The organism is Stutzerimonas stutzeri, from assembly GCF_024448695.1.
GTDB lineage: Bacteria > Pseudomonadota > Gammaproteobacteria > Pseudomonadales > Pseudomonadaceae > Stutzerimonas > Stutzerimonas stutzeri_T.
In genome coordinates, this window is sequence record NZ_JAMOHY010000001.1 from 359246 (window position 1) to 380132 (window position 20887).

The 20887-nt window shown below is 55.4% G+C and carries 18 protein-coding genes and 1 riboswitch; of the genes, 2 read left to right on the plus strand and 16 right to left on the minus strand.

Annotated features, from left to right (window positions below; translation table 11 throughout):
- Positions 1–3: 3 nt before the first annotated feature.
- The 4 genes from NAV32_RS01745 to NAV32_RS01760 form a co-directional block, all read right to left on the minus strand.
- Positions 4–621 carry a YqiA/YcfP family alpha/beta fold hydrolase gene (locus NAV32_RS01745; RefSeq protein WP_256051063.1) on the minus strand — a complete coding sequence of 206 codons (618 nt, stop codon included), beginning with the start codon at positions 619–621 and terminating at the stop codon, positions 4–6.
- 239 nt (positions 622–860) lie between these two features.
- Positions 861–1676: a 3',5'-cyclic-AMP phosphodiesterase gene (gene cpdA / locus NAV32_RS01750; RefSeq protein ID WP_256051064.1), complete on the minus strand. Its 816-nt coding sequence runs from the start codon at positions 1674–1676 to the stop codon at positions 861–863.
- 237 nt (positions 1677–1913) lie between these two features.
- On the minus strand, positions 1914–2360 hold the full coding sequence (locus tag NAV32_RS01755) for a DUF1249 domain-containing protein (protein ID WP_256051065.1): 447 nt from the start codon (positions 2358–2360) through the stop codon (positions 1914–1916).
- Positions 2357–2974 carry an NUDIX domain-containing protein gene (locus NAV32_RS01760; RefSeq protein WP_256051066.1) on the minus strand — a complete coding sequence of 206 codons (618 nt, stop codon included), beginning with the start codon at positions 2972–2974 and terminating at the stop codon, positions 2357–2359. Before NAV32_RS01760 ends, NAV32_RS01755 begins: the two co-directional genes overlap by 4 nt.
- Before the next feature lie 221 nt (positions 2975–3195).
- Here NAV32_RS01760 and NAV32_RS01765 point away from each other — a divergent pair, with 221 nt between their 5' ends.
- Positions 3196–3939: a DUF3298 and DUF4163 domain-containing protein gene (locus NAV32_RS01765; protein WP_256051067.1), complete on the plus strand. Its 744-nt coding sequence runs from the start codon at positions 3196–3198 to the stop codon at positions 3937–3939.
- Between the two features lie 351 nt (positions 3940–4290).
- On the opposite strand, the gene thiC is transcribed toward NAV32_RS01765, so the two are convergent.
- Entirely contained in the window at positions 4291–6171 is a 1881-nt protein-coding gene (gene thiC, locus NAV32_RS01770; protein ID WP_272890078.1) for a phosphomethylpyrimidine synthase ThiC, read from the minus strand.
- Between the two features lie 102 nt (positions 6172–6273).
- Positions 6274–6380, minus strand: a riboswitch (TPP riboswitch).
- A 149-nt stretch (positions 6381–6529) separates the two neighbouring features.
- Between thiC and NAV32_RS01775 the strand changes: the two genes are divergently transcribed.
- Positions 6530–7960: a TolC family outer membrane protein gene (locus NAV32_RS01775; protein WP_256051068.1), complete on the plus strand. Its 1431-nt coding sequence runs from the start codon at positions 6530–6532 to the stop codon at positions 7958–7960.
- A 115-nt stretch (positions 7961–8075) separates the two neighbouring features.
- On the opposite strand, the gene NAV32_RS01780 is transcribed toward NAV32_RS01775, so the two are convergent.
- The 11 genes from NAV32_RS01780 to NAV32_RS01830 form a co-directional block, all read right to left on the minus strand.
- Positions 8076–8912 (minus strand): nucleotidyl transferase AbiEii/AbiGii toxin family protein, encoded by an 837-nt coding sequence (locus tag NAV32_RS01780; RefSeq protein WP_256051069.1) that lies wholly within the window; start codon positions 8910–8912, stop codon positions 8076–8078.
- On the minus strand, positions 8903–9544 hold the full coding sequence (locus NAV32_RS01785; protein WP_256051070.1) for a type IV toxin-antitoxin system AbiEi family antitoxin domain-containing protein: 642 nt from the start codon (positions 9542–9544) through the stop codon (positions 8903–8905). Before NAV32_RS01785 ends, NAV32_RS01780 begins: the two co-directional genes overlap by 10 nt.
- Before the next feature lie 240 nt (positions 9545–9784).
- Positions 9785–11797 (minus strand): polysaccharide biosynthesis protein, encoded by a 2013-nt coding sequence (locus NAV32_RS01790; RefSeq protein WP_256051071.1) that lies wholly within the window; start codon positions 11795–11797, stop codon positions 9785–9787.
- A gap of 25 nt (positions 11798–11822) precedes the next feature.
- Complete coding sequence (locus NAV32_RS01795; RefSeq protein WP_256051072.1) at positions 11823–13007, minus strand: DegT/DnrJ/EryC1/StrS family aminotransferase; 1185 nt, start codon at positions 13005–13007, stop codon at positions 11823–11825.
- An 85-nt stretch (positions 13008–13092) separates the two neighbouring features.
- The gene (locus NAV32_RS01800; protein ID WP_256051073.1) at positions 13093–13713 is read right to left on the minus strand and encodes an acetyltransferase; all 621 of its coding nucleotides are present in this window, start codon (positions 13711–13713) and stop codon (positions 13093–13095) included.
- Entirely contained in the window at positions 13710–14303 is a 594-nt protein-coding gene (locus NAV32_RS01805; RefSeq protein WP_256051074.1) for a sugar transferase, read from the minus strand. Before NAV32_RS01805 ends, NAV32_RS01800 begins: the two co-directional genes overlap by 4 nt.
- Positions 14287–15477 (minus strand): glycosyltransferase family 4 protein, encoded by a 1191-nt coding sequence (locus tag NAV32_RS01810; RefSeq protein WP_256051075.1) that lies wholly within the window; start codon positions 15475–15477, stop codon positions 14287–14289. The genes NAV32_RS01805 and NAV32_RS01810 overlap by 17 nt, the downstream gene beginning before the upstream one ends.
- Positions 15443–16750, minus strand: coding sequence for an O-antigen ligase family protein (locus tag NAV32_RS01815; RefSeq protein WP_256051076.1), 1308 nt, complete (start codon positions 16748–16750; stop codon positions 15443–15445). Before NAV32_RS01815 ends, NAV32_RS01810 begins: the two co-directional genes overlap by 35 nt.
- Positions 16747–17643, minus strand: coding sequence for a lysylphosphatidylglycerol synthase domain-containing protein (locus NAV32_RS01820; protein ID WP_256051077.1), 897 nt, complete (start codon positions 17641–17643; stop codon positions 16747–16749). The genes NAV32_RS01815 and NAV32_RS01820 overlap by 4 nt, the downstream gene beginning before the upstream one ends.
- A 226-nt stretch (positions 17644–17869) precedes the next feature.
- Positions 17870–19084 (minus strand): glycosyltransferase family 4 protein, encoded by a 1215-nt coding sequence (locus NAV32_RS01825; protein ID WP_256051078.1) that lies wholly within the window; start codon positions 19082–19084, stop codon positions 17870–17872.
- Positions 19085–19100: 16 nt separating this feature from the next.
- Complete coding sequence (locus NAV32_RS01830; protein WP_256051079.1) at positions 19101–20870, minus strand: hypothetical protein; 1770 nt, start codon at positions 20868–20870, stop codon at positions 19101–19103.
- Positions 20871–20887: the final 17 nt, after the last annotated feature.

Sequence of the window (20887 nt, forward strand, 5' to 3'; positions counted from 1 at the left end):
TCCTTAGAGATCGGAGAAATCGACTTCGATAAAACTTTCCGGGGCAAAACCAGCAAACGCCAGCAACGCCGGGAGCCGCTCGGCAAAGCCCTGAAAACCATGATCGCCACCCGCCTGGATGCGCAGCGCACAACCCCGGTAGAAATCCAGCGCATCACGGTAATCCAGCGTCTCGTCGCCGGTCTGCAACCAGACCTGATAACGCTCGGCATCCTGCGGTGGCGCAACTTCCAGCTCGCCCAGAGCGGCAACATGATCCTGGGTAAGCTCCCAGATCTCACCGCTGTACAGGTTGGTCTGCGGGCCGAGATAGCCGTCGAAGCGGCGATGCGGCGTCACCGCCGGATTGATCAGCAAAGCCTTGAGCCCGTGACGTTCGGCAAGGTGCGTCGCATAGTAGCCGCCGAGCGAACTGCCGACCAGCACAGGACGCCCCAACTCGGCAATGGCCGTCTCCAGCTGGGCAATGGCCTGTCGCGGATGATGATGCAGCGCCGGCACCCGCAATCGGGCAGCCATCCCGATACGTTCCAGCGCAGCCGTCAGCTGACTCGCCTTGCGCGAGAGCGGGGAGCTGTTGAGGCCGTGCATATAAAGAATCGAAGGCGGGCAACTGGACATGGATACAGGTCATCGAAAAAAGGCAAGGCTACAAGCCAGCCGACCTTTCCTGCAACCCGCAGGGTGGATGAGCCAGCCCCTATGGAAGCGCCCAACCCCACGAGATCGGTGGGTCTGGGGTAGGAGCGAATTTATTCACGAGCTTTTAACGAGGGTGCCGCGCTGAGGCAGAAAGGCAGAGCTCGCGGACAAGTCCGCTCCCACCAGGTTGGAGTGGTTGTTTGGCCCGCGAGCAACCCTCAATACCCCTTGACGCTGTAGTCCACGCCGAAGTCCACGCCTTCAACGCGCGATACGCCGGTTTCGAGCTGACCGTCGGCATGCAGGCGCAGCCAGCGATAACCGGGCGCGAGCCTGTCTACCTGGAAACTCTCGCTGCCTGCAGTGAACTGCACGCCGGTGGAGGGCGACGCCAGCAGCCGCACATCGTCGCGCCAGCCATCGAACTCCTGGTGAATGTGCCCCCAGAGCAACGCCCTGACGCAGGAATAGCGATCGACTATCTCGAACAGCGCTTCACGATTGTGCAGTCCGATGGCGTCCATCCAGCGACTGCCGATTGTCACAGGATGATGATGCAAACAGATCAGATGATGCCGCTGCGGGGCTTCCTGCAAGGTGCGCTCAAGCAGCTCGAGCTGCTCGCGGCGAAGCATGCCGAAAACCGAGCCGGGCACCAGCGTATCGAGCATCACCACACGCCAGGTGCCTATGTCGAGGATCGGCGCCATCAGCTCACCGTCCTGCGCCACCTGCTGCATCGAGGTCAGTTCGTCGTGGTTGCCGGGGCACCAGCGTGCAGGTGCCTGAATGGGTTCGCAGAGGGTGCGGAAACGCTCGTATGAGGCAATCGAACCATCCTGTGACAGATCGCCGGTCGCCAGCATCAGGTCCACGCATGGCTGTTCGTCGAGAACCAGATCGACGACTCGTCGCAAACCCTCGGCCGTATCCATGCCCAGCAGCCTGCCGCTCGCCTCGGCAAACAGATGGCTGTCGGTGAGCTGTACGAGCAGTACCGAGTCTTTATCAGCGTTGAGAGGTGCGACAGGCAAGACCCCGTCTCCTTGGCCCAGATGACGGAGGAATTATGGTGGCAGGAGGGCGCGAGGGTAAACCGCGGGTTACGGGCGTGGGTCACAGATAAACCGTTTTGTCCAAACGATACCCTGTAAGAGCGAGCCATGCTCGCGAAAAAACCACGCCGCGGCGCCCCCTCACGGGCATGGCCCGTTCCTACAAAAACGGACAGCCGCATCGCCGCAGGAGCGGACCGTGCCAGCAAAAAGCGCTCAAACCACCGGCTCCAGCTCATGCCCACAGGCCAGGCAGTGCCCGAGCCATTCACCCAGAAACAGGTTCAGCTGACTCTTCTCGTCGGGCTGGTGCATCTGCGTATTGGGGTAGTGATAGATACCGCGAAAGCGCCGTGCATTCTCCGCGCTAATGACCTCGGCCATGCGTGCATCGTGATAAACCCGCACCTCCATCCGGGGCACCGGCAGCCACGGCAGACAATGCTCCTGAGCGATACGCAGGGTGCTGGTGTAAGGGCAGTTTTCCACCACCTGCAGCACCAGCACACCCAACAGACGATCCCCCTGGCTCATGGCGATACGGCGAATCTCGGGCTGTTGCCGCATGTCAGGCAGCAGTCGCATCAGCCGCAGGTAATTCGCCTCGCAGGCAGACTGCAACTCCAGCAGATCGACATGGTAGCGCTCGCGTTTCGCCCTCATGTCCAGGCCTCCCTGATTTCATCGCGGTTCAAGGCCAGCCATTGCAGGGCGATGATGGTGGCCGCATTGTCGATACGACCGTCACGCAAGGCCGCCAGCGCGGTTTGCAGTGGCCAGACTGCAGCGCGAATATCCTCGCCCTCCTCTTCCAGCCCGAACACCCCACCCGCCTCGTGACTGCTGCAGCGCCCGACGTATAAATGAATGCGCTCGGTGCTGCCGCCCGGCGATGGATAATAGGCCGTCACCGGCCACAGCTCGCCGATCTCCAGCCCGGCTTCCTCGACCGCTTCGCGGCGGGCCACTTCCTCAGGCTGCTCGTCCGTATCGATCAGGCCGGCCACGGTTTCCACCAGCCAGGGATTGTCGCCACGCGCCATCGCTCCCATGCGGAACTGTTCGACCAACACCACCTCGTCACGCTGCGGGTCATAGGGCAGCACGCACACGGCATCATGACGCACGAACAGCTCGCGCTCGATCTCCGCACCCATGCCGCCACGAAACAAGCGATGACGCAGACGAAAGCGATCCAGATTGTAGAAACCACTGAAACAGCGATCCCGCTGGATGATCTCCACGTCAGCGGGTCCGGCTTGGAAAATCTCGGTCATTGCACACTCACATATCGGTTATTCCGTGAGGCGTGGCGCCACCGGAAAGACTTCAACCGTCACTGCGTGAGCGGTCTTTGAGGGTTATCCTAACGCGCCGCCTGCCCGCATGCAGCCCCTTGCGCACGACAGCAGCACGACGAAAATACCGACTCGCGGCAGAACCTCACTGGCTACGCGCACTCGAAACCGCACCGCAGGATTACAGGACCGCAGGACCCATGACCCCCTTGATGCCTTTTCGGAACATCTTCGCCCTGACCACCATCACCCTGTTGCTCAGCGCCTGCCAGCACTTCGGGGGCGAGCCGGCCATCGAGACCCGACAGATCCTCAGCGAACAACGCCCCGCCGGCTGCCCCGAACAGGACAACAGCTGCCCGCTGGTCAATATCGACACCGAACATTTCGTCGATGAGCCGGTACTCAATGCCCTGATCGACGAACGGCTGCGGCGCATGACCCTGTTCGGACCCGAAAGTGAAATGCCGGCAACACTGGAACGCTATCAGGAGGAATTCCTGCGCGACGCCGAACCCCACTGGAGCAGCTACCTGCAAGCCAAGCTGCGCGAACGGCACGGCAATATCCTGGTGATCGAGCTGTCCAGCTACCTCTTTACCGGCGGCGCGCACGGCATGCCCGGCAGGGGTTTCATCAATTACGACCGCGAACAGAACCGCGAGCTGCGCCTCGAAGACATCCTGCTACCCGGTCAGGCCGGCAATTTCTGGCGCGCCGCCCGCCAGGCACACCAGCGCTGGCTGGCGGCCAACGAACTGGATCAGGATGCCGAGTTCATCGAGTTCTGGCCATTTCGGCAAACAGCACATATTGCCCTACTGAAGAACAGCATCCTGCTCAAGTACGACGTCTACAGCATCGCCCCCTATTCCAGCGGGCACCCCGAGCTGAGCATTCCTCATGAGCAGCTCAAAGGCATTGTCAGGCCGGAGTATCTGTAATGGGGCAGCTTCGCGCCAAATGAGGCCTAACGGCCTCGCGTGGATGGCTATGGCCACCCACCCTACAGAGAGTCACCCTGCCTGCGGGTATTTGTAGGGCGGATCACGCTTTATCGATCCACGGGGTGGCCATCCACCGAGCGGAGTCATGGTGGATGTAAAAAGCGACATCCACCCTACGAAACCACAGCCTTATTTAAATGCCACCAGTACGCCCCGCGCCGAGGGCGGCACTCCCACAAGTTGCAGCCTTGTAGGGTGGATCTCGCTTCACCGATCCACCGGGGGACAAACTCCCGAACGGTGCCTTGGTGGACGTAAAAAGCGACGTCCACCCTACAACCTGGCCTGCTACACCTGCCGGTAGATCACCGAACCCTCTTCCTTGAAGCGCTCGGCCTGTTCGGCAAAGCCGGCCTCGATGGCTTTCTGTTCGTCGGTCAGGCCGTTTTCGGCGGCGTATTCGCGTACTTCCTGAGTGATCTTCATCGAGCAGAACTTCGGCCCGCACATGGAGCAGAAATGCGCGACCTTGGCCGAATCCTTGGGCAGGGTTTCATCGTGATACGAACGCGCGGTGTCTGGGTCCAAGCCGAGGTTGAACTGATCCTCCCAGCGGAACTCGAAGCGCGCCTTGGACAACGCATTGTCACGAATCTGCGCGCCAGGATGGCCCTTGGCGAGGTCCGCTGCGTGAGCAGCGATCTTGTAGGTGATGATGCCGGTCTTCACGTCATCCTTGTTCGGCAAGCCCAGGTGCTCCTTGGGCGTGACGTAGCAGAGCATGGCGCAGCCGAACCAGCCGATCATCGCAGCGCCGATGCCGCTGGTGATGTGGTCGTAACCGGGGGCGATGTCGGTGGTCAGCGGGCCGAGGGTGTAGAACGGCGCCTCGTCGCAGCATTCCAGTTGCTTGTCCATGTTCTCCTTGATCAGTTGCATCGGCACGTGGCCGGGGCCTTCGATCATGCACTGCACGTCGTGCTTCCAGGCGATCTTGGTCAGCTCGCCGAGGGTTTCCAGCTCACCGAACTGCGCGGCGTCGTTGGCGTCTGCAATGGAACCCGGACGCAGGCCGTCGCCCAGGGAGAAGGACACGTCATAGGCCTTCATGATTTCGCAGATGTCTTCGAAGTGGGTATAGAGGAAGTTTTCCTGGTGATGCGCCAGGCACCACTTGGCCATGATCGAGCCGCCGCGGCTGACGATGCCGGTGACGCGCTTGGCCGTCAGTGGCACATAGCGCAGCAACACGCCCGCATGGATGGTGAAGTAGTCCACGCCCTGTTCGGCCTGTTCGATCAGGGTGTCGCGGAACAGCTCCCAGGTCAGGTCTTCAGCGACGCCATTGACCTTTTCCAGCGCCTGATAAATGGGCACGGTACCAATCGGTACTGGCGAGTTACGGATGATCCACTCACGGGTTTCGTGGATGTGCTTGCCGGTAGACAAGTCCATCACCGTGTCCGAGCCCCAACGGATGCCCCAGGTCAGCTTGGCGACTTCTTCCTCGATGGAGGAACCCAGCGCCGAGTTGCCGATGTTGCCGTTGATCTTCACCAGGAAGTTGCGGCCGATGATCATCGGCTCCAGCTCGGTGTGGTTGATGTTCGCCGGGATGATGGCGCGACCGCGAGCCACTTCGTCACGAACGAACTCGGGGGTGATTTCCTTGGGGATGCTGGCGCCGAAGCTCTGCCCGCCGTGTTGAGCCTTGAGCAGACCGGCCTCACGGGCCTCGGCCAGCTTCATGTTCTCGCGGATGGCGATGTATTCCATCTCGGGCGTGATGATGCCCTGACGCGCATAGTGCATCTGGCTGACGTTCCTGCCCGGCTTGGCGCGGCGCGGATTGCGCACGTGGGCGAAGCGCATGGCGGTCAGCTCGGCATCGTCCAGACGGCGCTGGCCGAATTCCGAACTCAAGCCCGGCAGGCGCTCGGTGTCGCCGCGATCTTCGATCCAGGCGCTGCGCACATCGGCCAGGCCCTTGCGCACATCGATGGTCACGTTCGGGTCGGTGTAGGGGCCGGAGGTGTCGTAGACGGTGACCGGGGCGTTGATCTCGCCACCGAAGGCAGTGGACGTCACGTCCAGGCTGATCTCGCGCATGGGCACGCGGATATCCGGGCGTGAACCCTGCACGTAGATTTTCTGCGAACGCGGGAAAGGCTGGATCGACTGCTGATCGACCTGGGCGGATTCACTGAGATGTTGTTGTTCTGCACGCATCAGACTGGCTCCTCGAGAGTTGTCGGAGCGAACCTGAAAAACACGGCGGGAAAAGGGCATCGGGGTGCGCCGGGATTGGCGCCGAGAGCTCGCGGGAGAAACTGGCGAGCACATCTTGTTCCCTACGCAGGCCTTAACCTGATCAGGTTCAACGGGATCCGGAACTTTCCGATCTCAGCCTTCGACTCAAGGCACCCCGACAAGAACAACGGCGAGTCTAATCAAGACTCGGCGGGAAAGCCACGATGAAGGTGCGGCACGCGACTGGCGGGTCATTATCCCGTAGCCCGCTCACCTCCTTGACCCTGCTCATGGCGCCGCTTAGCCTTGCCCATCACTCCGATCCAGGAACACGCCCATGCTGCGCAGACTCACACTGGCACTCGCGGTCGCTGCCGCCACTTCGGGATCGGTCCGGGCCGAGACGACTGCGGCGCATTCCCCGCGTACCGACCTGATCAGCATTTACCGGCAAGCCGTGGAAAACAATGCGGACCTCGCCGCAGCACGCGCGCAGTTCGAGGCGGTTCGCGAGTCAGTACCCCAGGCGCGGGCTGGCTTGCTGCCCAACCTACGTGCCGGCGCCGAACTGAGCGACACCCGCACCCACGTCGACACCAGCGCCGGTTCGCGCACGCTTTCACGCAGCGGCACTGTTTACCAGGCCACCCTGAGCCAGCCGATCTTCCGCGCTGACCGCTGGTTTCAGTTGCAGGCCGCCGAGGCGATCAGCGAACAGGCGGCACTGGAATATTCGGCTGCCGAGCAGAACCTGATCCTGCAGAGCGCCCAGGCCTATTTTGCAGTGCTGCAGGCACAGGACAATCTGGCGGCGGTCAAGGCCGAGGAAGCCGCCTTCAAGCGTCAGTTCGATCAGGCCAACGAACGCTTCGAAGTGGGCCTTTCCGACCGGACCGATACGCTGGAGGCGCAGGCCGGATTCGATACCGCACGCGCCAACCGGATGGTTGCCGAGCGGCAGGTGGAAGATGCGTTTCAGGCGTTATATACGCTGACCAACCGCAATCATGTTGCCCTGGAAGGCATCGACCACAGCCTGCCGGTACTGCCGCCAACACCCAACGACGCCAGCGCCTGGGTCGACACGGCAACGCTGCAGAACCTCAACCTGCTGGCCGTTGATCAGGCCGTCAATGCAGCCGGCGAAACCCTGCGTCAGCGCCGTTCCGGCCATGCGCCGACGCTGGATGCGGTTGCCAGCTATCGCAAGGGTGACAACGACAGCCTGGGCTTTGCCAACAGCGGCATGAGCGATGTGCTGCCGGGCTACCCGCGCTACAACGGCGACGTCGAACAGGGCAGCATCGGCCTGCAGCTGAACATTCCGCTCTACAGCGGCGGGCTGACCCGCTCACAGACGCGCCAGGCATTTCATCAGCTGACCCAGGCCGAACAGCAGCGCGAGAGCCTGCGTCGACAGGTTGTGGAAAACACCCGCAATCTGCACCGCGCGGTAAATACCGACATCGAACAGGTGCAGGCGCGGCGGCAGTCGATCATTTCCAACCAGAGCGCGCTGGAAGCCACCGAAATCGGCTATCAGGTCGGCACCCGCAACATCGTCGATGTGCTGGACACCCAGCGCCGCCTGTTCGCTGCTGTGCGCAACTACAACAACGCACGCTACGACTACATCCTCGACAACCTGCGCCTGAAGCAGGCTGCCGGCACGCTCAACCCAGGCGATCTAGAAGACCTGGCACGCTACCTGAAGCCGGACTACGACCCGGACACCGACTTCCTGCCACCGGACCTGACGAAACGCTGAACGCCTCGTAGGATGCGGGCCATGCCTGCGAAAAAAGCCATCACCTTAATGCAGAACCCTTCAAGGGCATGGCCCGTTCCCACAATGGTGCTCGGCCGCTCCACATGCCGAAACCTCAGCCGAGCCGATCGACCAGCTGGGAAAAGTATTCAGCGGACCATATATCGAGCGCAGATGGATCGGCCAGGAAGCGAATGACATCCTGCTTGGCGCTTTGTATATCCAACGTGTGAATCCGCTTGCGCAAAAGCGCCTGCAATTCGCCCGGGCTGGTCACCTCGTCTGCGCCCGACAAGTCGCCGCTATCCAACGCTCGCTGCGAAAAATGCCGGATATTCGGCTTCACGCCATTACGCACATACCACTCGAAGTCAAACCAATCTCGTCCCTTAACCCGATTTTTCCATTGTCGATACAGCAAAGCATGCAGCTTGCCCGCAAAAAGGTCAGGCAACGCAAAACACCTCACATGGAACGAAAACGGCTGGAGCAACAAGCGCTGCTCCGTTTCAAACCCGGAAGGAGGCAGCGTATCTACCTCAAACTTGATTTTTAGCTGACGAGAACCTCCGACCCTGATGTCGAACACCTGCGTATTGCTCTTCAGGAACGCGGAGGCGATCTGGCTTTCGGCCGTTTTGTGCTTCTGCACAAACTCAACATCCAAACCCAAAGCTGTGAACTCCGCTTTCACTGCCTTGAAAAACGGCTCCAGGGAAAAGGTTTCATCTGCTTGCAGCAATGAAAAATCCAGATCTTCAGAAAAGCGCGGCAAACCATGAAAAATGCGCAGGCAGGTGCCGCCGTAAAATGCCGCACGCTCAAAAAAACCGGCGCGATTGAGGCCCGCCAAAGCAATTTCCTGCATCACTTCCCGTAATGCCTGATCCCGCGCCTCGACGGTTTGCACCGCATAACGGCTCAGCATTCTTTCCAGCAATGTCACTGCCATTGCGCAATGGCTCCTTTCAAATGCTCCAGTAGCTCCGTTTTATGCCCTGTGGCGGCACATGCATCGATGACCTGCAGATCAATCATTGAGGCTTCATCCGTATCGAAACGCAGATCCTCAATCAGCAAACGTTGCATCGAGGCGACTGAATGAACCCTCAAATTTCGAGTCAGCACCAAGCGATCACACAGCGCCTTGGCCGGTACTGCCAGCAAACCGTACAGCCCGCCACCAAGCATTACCGAATCAATGCCGATTGGATAAAGCGCATCAGGCATCCGTTGGTAGCTGAAACGCCCTAGCCCCCCCTGGATGATCTTGCTGCGCAGTGTGGTTACCGATGTGACTTCTGCTACCTGTTCGGGAATCAGGCCGTAGTGCCAGAGCGCATAATCCGTAGAGACGTACGAAGGGCCATATAGCAGGTTGGCTACGATCATCCGCTCAACGGGCGCGCCACTCACTTGCGGCGCAACCACGTAAACGCCTCTTTTCACAGACAGCAAAACCCCCTCATCCAACCAGCGGGCGATCTTGTTGTTCGGCGTTTTGTAATGTTTGAGCAGCGACACCAAGGTCGAGTGCAGAACAGGCGCTGAGCCTAGAGGGCGTAAAACCCGTAATGAGTTCATCAGGGTCACCGTATAAAATGCACGCTTAGCATCATAATTTCAAACTAAGCATGCAAACTCAACGAAATTATCTGCTCCCCGAAGCTGTAAGCCGACCCACGGCCAAGGCGAACGCACGCCCCAGAACCAAAAGCTTCGCGCCGTGGGCGGCACTTCACGACATCAAAAGCCTGCTCCACTCCGCTTTTCGTAGGAGGCGCGACCCCGCGGCGAACGCAGGCGTCAGCCTGCCCAAAACACCTACTCCCCAGGCCCAACCCGCCGCTGCTGGTAGATCAGATCCACGATTTCGTCTTCGGGTACATAGCCGCTCACCATTTCGCGAAGCAACACCCGAACCTGAGGATAGTCATCCGTTTCCACCGCCTTGATCAGCCTTGCCAGCAGCTCCTTGAGCGCATCCCAGGTGAAATACTCTTCATCGGCCCGCATAATCATAGGGTGCTCGGTGGCGCTGACGTTATCGCCGATCAGCAGCTCTTCATACAGCTTTTCCCCTGGGCGCAGCCCGGTGAATTCGATTGCGATATCACCTTGCGGGTTCTTCTCCGAACGTACGCTCAAGCCTGAGAGGTGAATCAGCTTTTCGGCCAATTCGGCAATACGTACCGGTTGCCCCATGTCCAGCACGAACACATCCCCGCCCTGTCCCATCGAGCCGGCCTGAATGACCAACTGGGCGGCTTCGGGAATGGTCATGAAGTAACGGGTGATTTTCGGATGAGTCACGGTCACCGGCCCACCGTTGCGAATCTGCTGGTAGAAGCGCGGGATAACCGAACCCGAGGACCCCAGCACATTGCCGAAACGCACCATGGTGAAGCGCGTCTTGTTGACGTGATGCACGGTTTCACCCGCACCGAACAGCACTGGCGCCGACTCGCGGCTCAGCCCCTGCAGGATCATCTCCGCCACACGCTTGGTGCTGCCCATTACATTGGTCGGGCGCACTGCCTTGTCGGTGGAGATCAGCACGAAGTTGGTCACACCGGCCTGCACGGCTGCCTGGGCAGCGTGCAGGGTGCCCAGCACATTGTTCAACACGCCTTCAGCGACGTTGTGTTCCACCATGGGCACATGCTTGTACGCTGCCGCATGGTAAATGGTCTCCACCTGCCAAGTGCGAATCACGTCCAGCAGGCGCTGGGGGTTACGGATCGAACCCATGATCGGCACCAATCGGACCGGCAGCGAAGCCCGTTCGATGGCCCTCTCCAACTCAATGTGAATGCTGTAGAGATTGAACTCGCTGTGCTCAAACAACAGCAGCGCCCGAGGCTTGTTCGAGAGAATCTGCCGGCACAGTTCCGAGCCAATCGAACCGCCCGCGCCCGTCACCATCACCACCTTGTCGCGGATGCACTGCTCGAACAACGCCTGTTGCGGCGGCACGGCATCACGCCCGAGCAGATCCGCGATGTCGACTTCCTGGATATCCTCAACCTTCACTCGACCACTGGCCAGGTCCATGAAGCCGGGCACACTGCGCACGTGCAGTGGATAGGACTCCAATTTCTCCAGTACTTCGCGTCGTCTGCCACGGGTCGCTGACGGAATCGCCAACAGGATTTCATCGGCTCCCGTCTCGTCAATCATCTGCTGGATATGCTTAGGCGAATAAACCCGAAGCCCGGCGATACTCCGGTTGCAAAGAGAGGGGTCATCGTCGATGAACGCTACCGGGCGCATCGCGCGGCCCAGACGTAGTGCCGCTACCAGCTGATTACCGGCCGCCCCGGCGCCATAGACCGCCACGCGGGGTAGGCTTGCATCACGGCCCTTTAACTTGCTGGGTGACTCTGCGGAAAACCAATCGCCCATGAAATACTGGCGCATAACCAGCCGCAACCCTCCCAGCAACAACAGGCTCAACCACCAATAGTTAAATACCATCGAACGCGGAATAAGCTTGGGCGCACCAGAATGCCAATACACGGCCAAGGCCAATAGAAGAGCAGAAAGCGTGACGGCCTTTACGATGGCCATAAGCGCATCATTGCCAAAGTAACGCATCACTGCTCGGTACATGCCAAAGCGAATAAAAAAAGGAATCGCAATCAGCGGCGCCATTATGAATAGCCAGGCATGACCACCAAGGGGCTCAACAAACTCTGCCTCTCCAAGACGAACTAAAAACGCCAACCAAAGCGCGGCCCATACCAGTACTACATCCGTACCCACCTGAATTAAGCGCTTGTAGCGACGCGGCAAGGACACCAACCGAGTTCGTAATTTTTCAGCGAGTCTTAACACACCAACCTCACATTCGACAGAGCGATCAAACAACCCTGCCAGTAGCAGCAAGCATGACACGCTCAAGTGTCGAGCAGGTTTTCTCGATTTCGGCTGCAGTCAACGTTGGATGGACAAGAAACATCATGCTCGTTTCACCCAGCTCGCGCGCAACCGCAAAGCGTTCTGCTGGCCGCCAACCCGTATTATCAAAAGCCTTTTCCAAATAAACCTCAGAGCACGAGCCAGAAAAACAAGGAACACCCATTGCCGAAATTTCACTCAGAATACGGTCCCGACTCCACCCCTTAGCAAGCGCTCCAGGCTCTACAAAGACATAGCATTTGTAGCCTGCGTGAAGAGTCCCCTTCGGGATTTCCGGGACTCGCACCCCAGGAAGGGCCTTGGCAGCGGTCCAGATACGCTGGCAATTAGCTAAACGACTCCTCTGCCAACTGTCCATCCGCCGCAGCTGTATACGACCGATAACAGCTTGCACTTCCATCATCCGCCAATTGGTGCCGAAGCTTTCATGCAGCCAACGGAAGCCAGGAGCATGTTCACGCTCATAGACCGCCTCCCAACTTTTGCCATGGTCTTTGATCGACCACATGCGGGACCAGAGGCCGCGATCATTGGTGGTAACCATTCCACCCTCACCGCCAGTAGTCATGATCTTGTCTTGGCAGAATGACCACGCGCCGACGTGGCCAATACTACCCACCGTACGGCCCTTGTAACGAGCGCCATGAGCTTGGGCGCAATCCTCGATCACTTTCAGCCCATGCTCGTTCGCTAACACCATGATCGGATCCATATCACATGGCCAGCCGGCCAAATGCACACAAATCACCGCCTTAGTACGTGGTGTCAGCACAGCACAAATGGTTTCAGCTGTTATGTTCTGCGAATCACGATCTACTTCAGCAAACACCGGCATCGCGCCGACATTGACAATGCTCGACACCGAAGCAAGAAAGGTACGCGGTGTCACTATCACCTCGTCTCCTGCTCCGATCCCCAGCGCCTGCAGCGCCACATCGAGGGCCACTGTGCCGTTGGCCAGCGCAATGGCGTACTCGGTGTCGGCCCAAGAGGCGAATTCCTTTTCAAACTTGCGACATTCCTGGCCAGTCCAGTAATTGACCTTATTAGAGAGGATTACGTCGCGTACAGCGTCGCCCTCTTCCACGGTGAAAGACGGCCAGGGGGAGAAGGGTGTGTTTAGCACTGGAGATCACTCATGCAATTCGAAGAAAATGGATCGTAGCTATAGCAGCTGCCTTCGGGCAGAGTCTGATGTGATTTCACCAGGTTCAAGTCTGGGATCGAGCAGGCACACCGACAACCTCTAACCCATCGCCTACATCGGCAACCACAGCCGCACCGGCGCCGACCATCACTCCGCTGCCAATACACACCAACTGGCGCACGCTGGCGCCGATACCAATCCAACTTAAGTCGCCAACTCGCACCCCACCCGCCAGCCGGGCGCCAGGGCTGACATGCACCGCCTCGCCGAGCAGGCAATCATGATCGACGCTACAACCTGTGTTGAGAATGGCGCCTTGGCCGATCAGCGTATCAGCATTCACTACTGCGCCAGCGAACACCACAGAGCCGGTGCCTAAGCGTGCATGGCGGCTGACCGAAGCCGAGGGATGAATCAGGCTGACAAGTCGAGCATCGGCAGCCAACAATTCGATCAGTTTGAGCTGACGAATACGATTGTTGCCAATCGCCACAAGCACTCCGTCAAAATGCATCAAGCTCGCCAACAGCGCACTCATATCACCGATTACCGGCCAGGCACCGTTGCTTTGTCGCTCGGGCCAAGCATCATCAAAAAACTCGACCACCTGCCAGTTGCAGCACTCGGCGGTATCAGCAACCACCTTGCCATGACCGCTCGCGCCAAGAATCGCCAGCCGATTCACGTGCCAGTACCTGTGAATTTAGTCATTGTCGCCTCGCCTTCAGCGCTGATTCCATCGCGCTCCAAAACTTTCTTAATGGTAAGAAAGAGTATCTTAAGATCCAGCCAGAATGAGCGATTATCCACGTACCATACGTCCAGTTTGAACTTCTCCTCCCAGCTCAGAGCATTACGCCCGTTGATCTGCGCCCAGCCGGTTACTCCAGGCCGTACCTCATGTCGGCGGTACTGCTCGGGGCTATATAGCGGAAGGTATTCCATAAGCAATGGACGCGGCCCCACCAGGCTCATGTCGCCCGTGATCACATTCCATAGCTCGGGTAGCTCATCAAGACTGCTAGAGCGCAAAAAATTGCCAAAGGGTACCACTCGCTCTGCGTCCGGAAGCGGATTACCCGCGGCATCTGCTGCGTTACGCATGGTGCGAAACTTGATCATTTCAAAGGGCTTACCATCAAGCCCTGGACGAACCTGACGAAAAAGCACCGGCGAGCCTAACTTGCGACGGATTTGCCAAGCCACCACCAGCATTACGGGGCCAACTAAGAGCAGCGCAGCAAGGCACACAAAGATGTCAAAGAGACGTTTCATGCATATCATCCTCGTCAAGTAAAAGCGCCATCAATCGCGCATTCACCTTATGCACATCAAACTGCTGTTGTGCCATGTGCAAACTGCTCTCACCCATGGATCTAATTAATTCCGGCTGCTTAATAAAACGAACCATGGCTTCAGCCAATGCCTGAGGGCATCGTGGCGGAACCAGAAAACCATTCACGCCATCCACCACGGTTTGCCGGCAACCAGGCACATCAGTGGTGATAACTGCCCTGCCAGCAGCCATCGCCTCCTGCGTACTGACCGGCATGCCTTCACGATAGGACGGCAAAACATAAACACTGGCAAGCGCCATCCAAGGCTGTACTGATACATGGCCGTGCCATTCAAGGATGCCTCCCGAAACCCACGCTTGCACGTCAGTTTCGGTTAACGCGCCAGGGTTATCGTCTAGCCCTCCAAGTAAAACAAAGCGCGCATCCGGATGGTTTTGTTTAACCATGTATGCCGCCAAGGCATACTCCTCAATACCTTTTTCCCGCAACAGACGCGCCACCAACAAAAAGGTAACAGGCTCCACAGTCGCAGGGGTAAGCCGCCATTGCTCAAGCTCAACACCTATTCCCCCCAGCAAAAATGACTTTTCTTGCGGCACAGCCCCTGCTGCCACCAGCTCATCACGATCATCCGGATTAAGAAAAATCACTTTATGGGCACAGACCAAACCCGTCTTATACAAGACCAGGACTAAATACTTCAGCAGCCGACGCTTAATTGAAAGTTTATCTCCTGCTGAAGTAAATACGAAGCCAAGACCCTCTACCATCGCAATACGCATTGGAACCCTTGCTAAAAAAGCAGCAATAGAACCAAAAATAACCGGCTTAATGAAATAGCCCAGAACTATATCTGGCTGAAGCCGGCGCAACAAAAGCAACATACGCCATGTATTAACAGCGTCACGCAGGGGGTTCATCCCTGTACGATCCATAGGGCAATCAACGGGACTCGCTCCGATGGCTAAAACTGCCGCACGGCTCCGCTCATCAAAATTGGGAGCCAAAGCCCACACCTGAATACCCCTTGCCACCAATGCGCGAATGAGAGGCGCACGAAAATTAAGCAGCGATGGCGCATGAGAGGTAATTAATGCAAAGCTTTTCATATAAACCTCAAGCGGTAGTTTTACCACCATGCTCGAGCGCATGACTTTTTTCAGACATACTCACCGCAATTACCGCCCCAAGAAACAACCAGAATATACGCTGATATAGCATCTCATGAAACATAGCCATTGCCCCGAGCGACAGTAACAATAAAATAACTGCGTTATGCCTCATTCCCCGCTTGGCCGAGAAGAATACAAATCGTGCCATTGACAAAAACAAAACCAAAAACATTAAAAATCCAAACAACCCCATTTCAGACAAGACCCACAAGACACTATTGTGCTGCACGATTGAAAATCCATATACCGCCTCACTACCTGTGTAAAATGCACCCAGTCCGGCGCCGAAAAAAGGGTTTTCAAGCCACATAACGAAAGAATCTTTCAATAACTGACCGCGCAGCAAATCACTTTCAGCCGAGGATATAGCCATAACAACTTCTCCTCTTCCACTCGAGCCCGCCCCGTTCTGAGACCCCAGAGAAATCAGATCGTAGAAAAAGTAAAAAATATCAGAAAAGTAGAAAATCAATAAACTTATAAGAACCCCACCTGCCATTGACCAAAAAAGGAATTTCCAGTCTGTCATTCTCATGGAAAAAGCGATTAGATATAAAAGCAACATGGTTGCAATACCTGAACGCGACGATGTTAGAAACATACTACAAACAAGAACAATTACAGAAAACAACAAGAACCAATGATTTAGCCTTAAATCCCTCTTATACAAAGGCTGAAATGCAAACGACAGTGACAATACGGCAAGGATCTGGAACGCCAACGCATTGCGGTTTCCTGAAAGAGCAGTCAAATAACTGAGATGCACTGTACCGCCAAAAACCCCCTTGGCCACTTCCAAAAACAACATCATATCGCTCAGCAAAAGTATGCCCACAAAAAATATAAGCAGCAGGTTAAAAAACCTGAAAAAAGCAAAGAAGCCCAATCTATTAACCAGCATCGCCGACGCGTACAAATAGCCCAAAATAACAAACCAACCAATCGTTTTGGTAGTAGACCAAGAGATCGAATAATCGGAAAGAAAAGCAACCAACCAACCAGAAGCCAATGCCAGACAGGTTAGTAACACATATATATTGAAATTTTTTATCCTCCACTGAACGGCATTTTTATTATAAAGGAAATTCAGCAGCGCCGTTGACAACACCAGCATGACAAAAAAGTCTGCAAAATTTACGTTTATAGCAAAATCAAATAAAACAACGTGAACCTGCACCAGCACAAAAAGGAAAATAAAAAAAGAAAATAGCCAAACCAGTACATTTTCCCGACTATGGATACCAATACTCACTTACCCCCCCTACCGACAAGTAAAATCGGATAACACATCAAAACAACAGCCATGGAGATCAGACCAATGAATAGAGAAGCAGCAAAACCAGCCTCTGCAGCCCCACCAAGATAAGCCACAAAGAACATGGACGACACCTCTCTAAGCCCCCACCCTCCAAAACTAATCGGCAACGAGGCCAAAAAGGAGACAATGAAAGCAATTGAAACTATTTCAAGATACTCAGCCTTCGGCAACGCAACACTGAACATGAGCGCAAAGCACATCATCATCAACACCATGCCCAAAGCCACTATCAGCACAACCCGAAACAGCAAGAAAACATTTTTTCCACTTAGATAAGATTTAATAGCTTGCTTTTCAACATCCAAAACTATCAAGCGAAAAAATAAAACGAGAGCAGCAACAGCAGAAATAGCGAATATTACAAAATTAATCAGCCCCGCCCCCTCAACAACTTTCCAATCATAAAGATAAAAAAAACCAACAACTGCAAAAATAGCACTGACGGCACCAGCTACCACGCGCTCGTATCCAGAGGCGGCTGCGTTTTCTACCGTCGAAACCCCTAGTTTATTCAAATAAAACTGTCGACCGGCAATTTGCCCTAGCACAGGTATAAAAAAAAGCGCACCAATATTTCCAGCGACACACGCCTTAACGACATCTATAAGGTTCAGCTGATGGCCAAAATCACGGAGAATTATCCAGATCCGTAAAAAGGACAGCATTATCGTCATCAAGAATAACAACGCGACAATTGCGATACGCTGTATTTCAAACAAAGGAAGCACTTCATAAAAAGCCCCCCCCCCCCCCATAGACAAAAAGGCTACGCAGAGCAGCAGCAGCGAAAAAACAATCAGCGCTGTTTTTTTATTTATCTTTGTCATGCAATAAACCTAAATAAGCCCTTGGCAAACGGGAATACCTCGTGCGCTACGGCAGCCTTTTCCGAGCATTTTGTCCATGAAGTCTTGCTCAGCCTTTTGGTTGCCGATTCCATAAGCATTTCTACCTGCGTATAAGCATCACCAGCGGGTGCAAAAGTAGCCGCAGCCTGCTTGATCTCCACGGATAGCCTGAATAGCATTCTTGAAACGCTTCAATTGGCATTCCCTAAAATAATATCGACAGATAGTCGCTGCAGAGCTTCGAATAATTTCGATTTTTTAACAACCATTCGCGTCCACGTGCGCCCATCAGCAAGCGTTCCTCTTCGCTTCTAGATTTCATGTCAAGTACGGCGGAAACCAGCGCGCCAACATCATTCGCAGGCACGAACACACCGCAGTCCGATTCGTTGATCATCGACGGATAACCATTGTAGGAAGCCACAATCGGCTTGGCCGCCAACATGTAATCGATGACTTTATTCAACGATTGCCCATAGTCCCAAACCTTTGAATCGTGAACTGAAAAGTACAGGAGGTCTCCTTTAGCGAGCACCGCCTGCACCATATTTCGAGGCACCTTTGGCGCAAAAACAAGGTTGGGGAGGCTTCCATACTGATTTACATAACTTTGCTTCAGCGCACCGTCGCCCACGATGACGAACTCGATATCCGAATGTTCCTGCATGGCTTCGGCTGCTGCGAAAAGCACGTCCAAGGCATTGGTGATGCCAATAGTGCCGGCATGCACGACCTTGAATTTGTCATTGGATAGATAGCGTTCCGCATATTCGGTTGAAAGCTCGACAACGTCGCTGATATGCTCTTGGCTTACCCCCATTGGTATGCAATAAACCGGGCGGTCATGACCGAGCACTGCACGCACATGCGCAGCAAGATTTGGCATCGTCCCGACGATTATGTCTGCTTTCCTGTATGCAAGCCACTCTAGCCATGACAGACCTTTGATAAGCAGATTTTTATCACTGAAACCACCCTCCTCAACAATAGTGAGCGGCCATATATCTCGAACTTCAAAAACCAAGAGGCACTTGTATTTAAGTCGCAACAACAGCCCGTTGATGATAGTAAACAGCGATAGGCTTGAGATAATAACAACGTCCGGCCGTTCCAACTTGCTCTTGTCGAGCCAGAATAAATTCCATTCGAAGTGGAACCAGCTAAGGATTCTACGTAGTGACTTAGCAACCGAGTATTTCATCGTTTTCAGCCAAACGATCTTGACTCCATTGCTATCCAACACAGTAACCTTGCCACGAAGCACAGGAATATCTACAAGATTATTAGAGTCCGAACTGATAACAACGACATGATTTCCGGCGCGTTGCATTGCATCCATCAGGAACCAGCCCCGTCCGCCAGGACTGGTGGACGTCTTAGGCGAAAAATACTTCGTCACATACCAGATAGTCTTATTCATCAAGTCAGCTGGCCCGTCAGTCTTTGTAGAGCCGCGGGATGGCATTAACGATTTTGATCACCTCGGTAAAGTCCATACCCAGCGCATCAAGGTACCACCGGATATTCTGATAACGCGGCCTATTCTCTTCACGCACTAATTCGAGAGCGCGCTCACGGGTAATTTCACCTTCACGTACCTGATTACTACGGAAGGTATCGTGCTCAGAAAAGCCGGCAACCAAATAGTAGATGTAGTTGTACAGGCCCGCGGTACCATCACCGATCCGCCAGGTAGTACTGGTATCGATCGCCAGCTCCCAACCGTAATCGTTAATCAGCGTGTCATCGATAGCCTTCTCGTCCCAACGCCAGTAATCGAAGATGTGGTAATAGTCTTTCTTCTCGGTGAAGCTTCGATAGTACTCGCCTGACAAAGTATCCCACAGTGAACTGTTAAAATAACCGGGACTCTTCAGCATGGCTTTGAAACGCAGGCTTTGATATTCCATCTGTTTGCGCCAGCCGTGCATGTAGACACGTTTTTCTTCAAAAGCCGGCGGCACGCCGAGGAAGCCTGCCTTGAAGTGAGTAACTTCCAGTGGGTTCACCCCCCAGAGGTTCAAGCTCACACCGGTTTGCTGTTTTACCGTTTCGATATGCCGAAAGAAATGTTTGTCACCGGCGGTAAGAATACTGATCATTCCCAGATGCGGCGCTTTGAGCCATGCCTTGAGGTTGACGGCAATATTCTTACGCTTCTGGGCGATATCATCAGCCACGATGATATTTTCCACACCCAGCTCTGCGCTCATCCGGCTGATATTACGCCGGCCCAGGTCTGTGACCATGCCCCAGTCATAAGTATAAGTGACCGGGTTCATCTTCAGCTCTTTGACAATAAGGTGCAAACCATAGCAGCTGTCGCGCCCACCAGAGAACGGAACGATACAATCGGTAACGCCTGCACGGCGATACGACTCGACGAGATTGAAGAGCTCCTCCTTTGGCTTAGGGATATTACGCGGGGTGTAGTTATGGCAGTAATTGCAAACACCGTTGGCATCGAAGTCAATGAAGGGCATTGTCTCCGGAAGAATGCAGCGGGTGCAGCGGCGCAAGTTTGGTTGGGGGTGGAGCAATAGTTTTTCTTCTGCCGCTACAAACTGGAACGGCGGGATCAGGTTATGGACCCGCTGGTTAGTATCAGCAACACAAATATCCGAAGCGGCTGGCAAATCCAAAACAACAGCGTCTTTCCTAACCTGCTGGATTTCTGTGCAATCAATCTGGCTGAGCGGGAACATTTCCGAAGAGAAGCAAATGCCTTCTTTGGCGGACCCAACGTAAAGGCTACCGTTGTTCGAAAACAGCAGTGCTTTGCCCAAGCGGGGAATGACGATTGCACAGGCAATGACACCCTCACACATCGCAAGTATCTTTTCCGCCAGACCTTCGAGGCTGTCACTGAAATCCTCGAGGTGCTGCTCGGTGATTGCCGCAATCACCTCGCTGTCAATTTCAAGCGTGCGCGTGGGCCTGATGTGATTCCATACATCGGCATCATTCACGATAATTCCGTTGTGAATGACGCAAATTCCACCGCGGACAACTGGCTGGTTGTCCGCGAGGCCATTGGTGATAAGGCGGCTGTGGCCAAAGACGAATGCAGAATCAAACGGCTTGACCTCCGAGATCAACCTCTTGATGTCGTAGTCAGCCCGCTTTACCTGATAGCCAGAGCGATCCGCATAGATCAAACCACTGGAGTCACGCCCACGCTGCCTGGCATGCAAGGCCAGCGTCATCAGGCTCTCTTTATTAA

Excerpts from the sequence above, each read along its gene's own strand:
- NAV32_RS01765 (WP_256051067.1), top strand. The coding sequence starts at position 3,196 with ATGACCCCCTTGATGCCTTTTCGGAACATCTTCGCCCTGACCACCATC.
- NAV32_RS01810 (WP_256051075.1), bottom strand. The coding sequence starts at position 15,477 with ATGCGCTCGAGCATGGTGGTAAAACTACCGCTTGAGGTTTATATGAAA.
- NAV32_RS01775 (WP_256051068.1), top strand. The coding sequence starts at position 6,530 with ATGCTGCGCAGACTCACACTGGCACTCGCGGTCGCTGCCGCCACTTCG.
- NAV32_RS01805 (WP_256051074.1), bottom strand. The coding sequence starts at position 14,303 with ATGAAACGTCTCTTTGACATCTTTGTGTGCCTTGCTGCGCTGCTCTTA.
- NAV32_RS01820 (WP_256051077.1), bottom strand. The coding sequence starts at position 17,643 with ATGACAAAGATAAATAAAAAAACAGCGCTGATTGTTTTTTCGCTGCTG.
- NAV32_RS01780 (WP_256051069.1), bottom strand. The coding sequence starts at position 8,912 with ATGGCAGTGACATTGCTGGAAAGAATGCTGAGCCGTTATGCGGTGCAA.
- NAV32_RS01825 (WP_256051078.1), bottom strand. The coding sequence starts at position 19,084 with ATGAATAAGACTATCTGGTATGTGACGAAGTATTTTTCGCCTAAGACG.
- NAV32_RS01745 (WP_256051063.1), bottom strand. The coding sequence starts at position 621 with ATGTCCAGTTGCCCGCCTTCGATTCTTTATATGCACGGCCTCAACAGC.
- NAV32_RS01755 (WP_256051065.1), bottom strand. The coding sequence starts at position 2,360 with ATGAGGGCGAAACGCGAGCGCTACCATGTCGATCTGCTGGAGTTGCAG.
- NAV32_RS01830 (WP_256051079.1), bottom strand. The coding sequence starts at position 20,870 with ATGACGCTGGCCTTGCATGCCAGGCAGCGTGGGCGTGACTCCAGTGGT.
- NAV32_RS01785 (WP_256051070.1), bottom strand. The coding sequence starts at position 9,544 with ATGAACTCATTACGGGTTTTACGCCCTCTAGGCTCAGCGCCTGTTCTG.
- thiC (WP_272890078.1), bottom strand. The coding sequence starts at position 6,171 with ATGCGTGCAGAACAACAACATCTCAGTGAATCCGCCCAGGTCGATCAG.
- NAV32_RS01760 (WP_256051066.1), bottom strand. The coding sequence starts at position 2,974 with ATGACCGAGATTTTCCAAGCCGGACCCGCTGACGTGGAGATCATCCAG.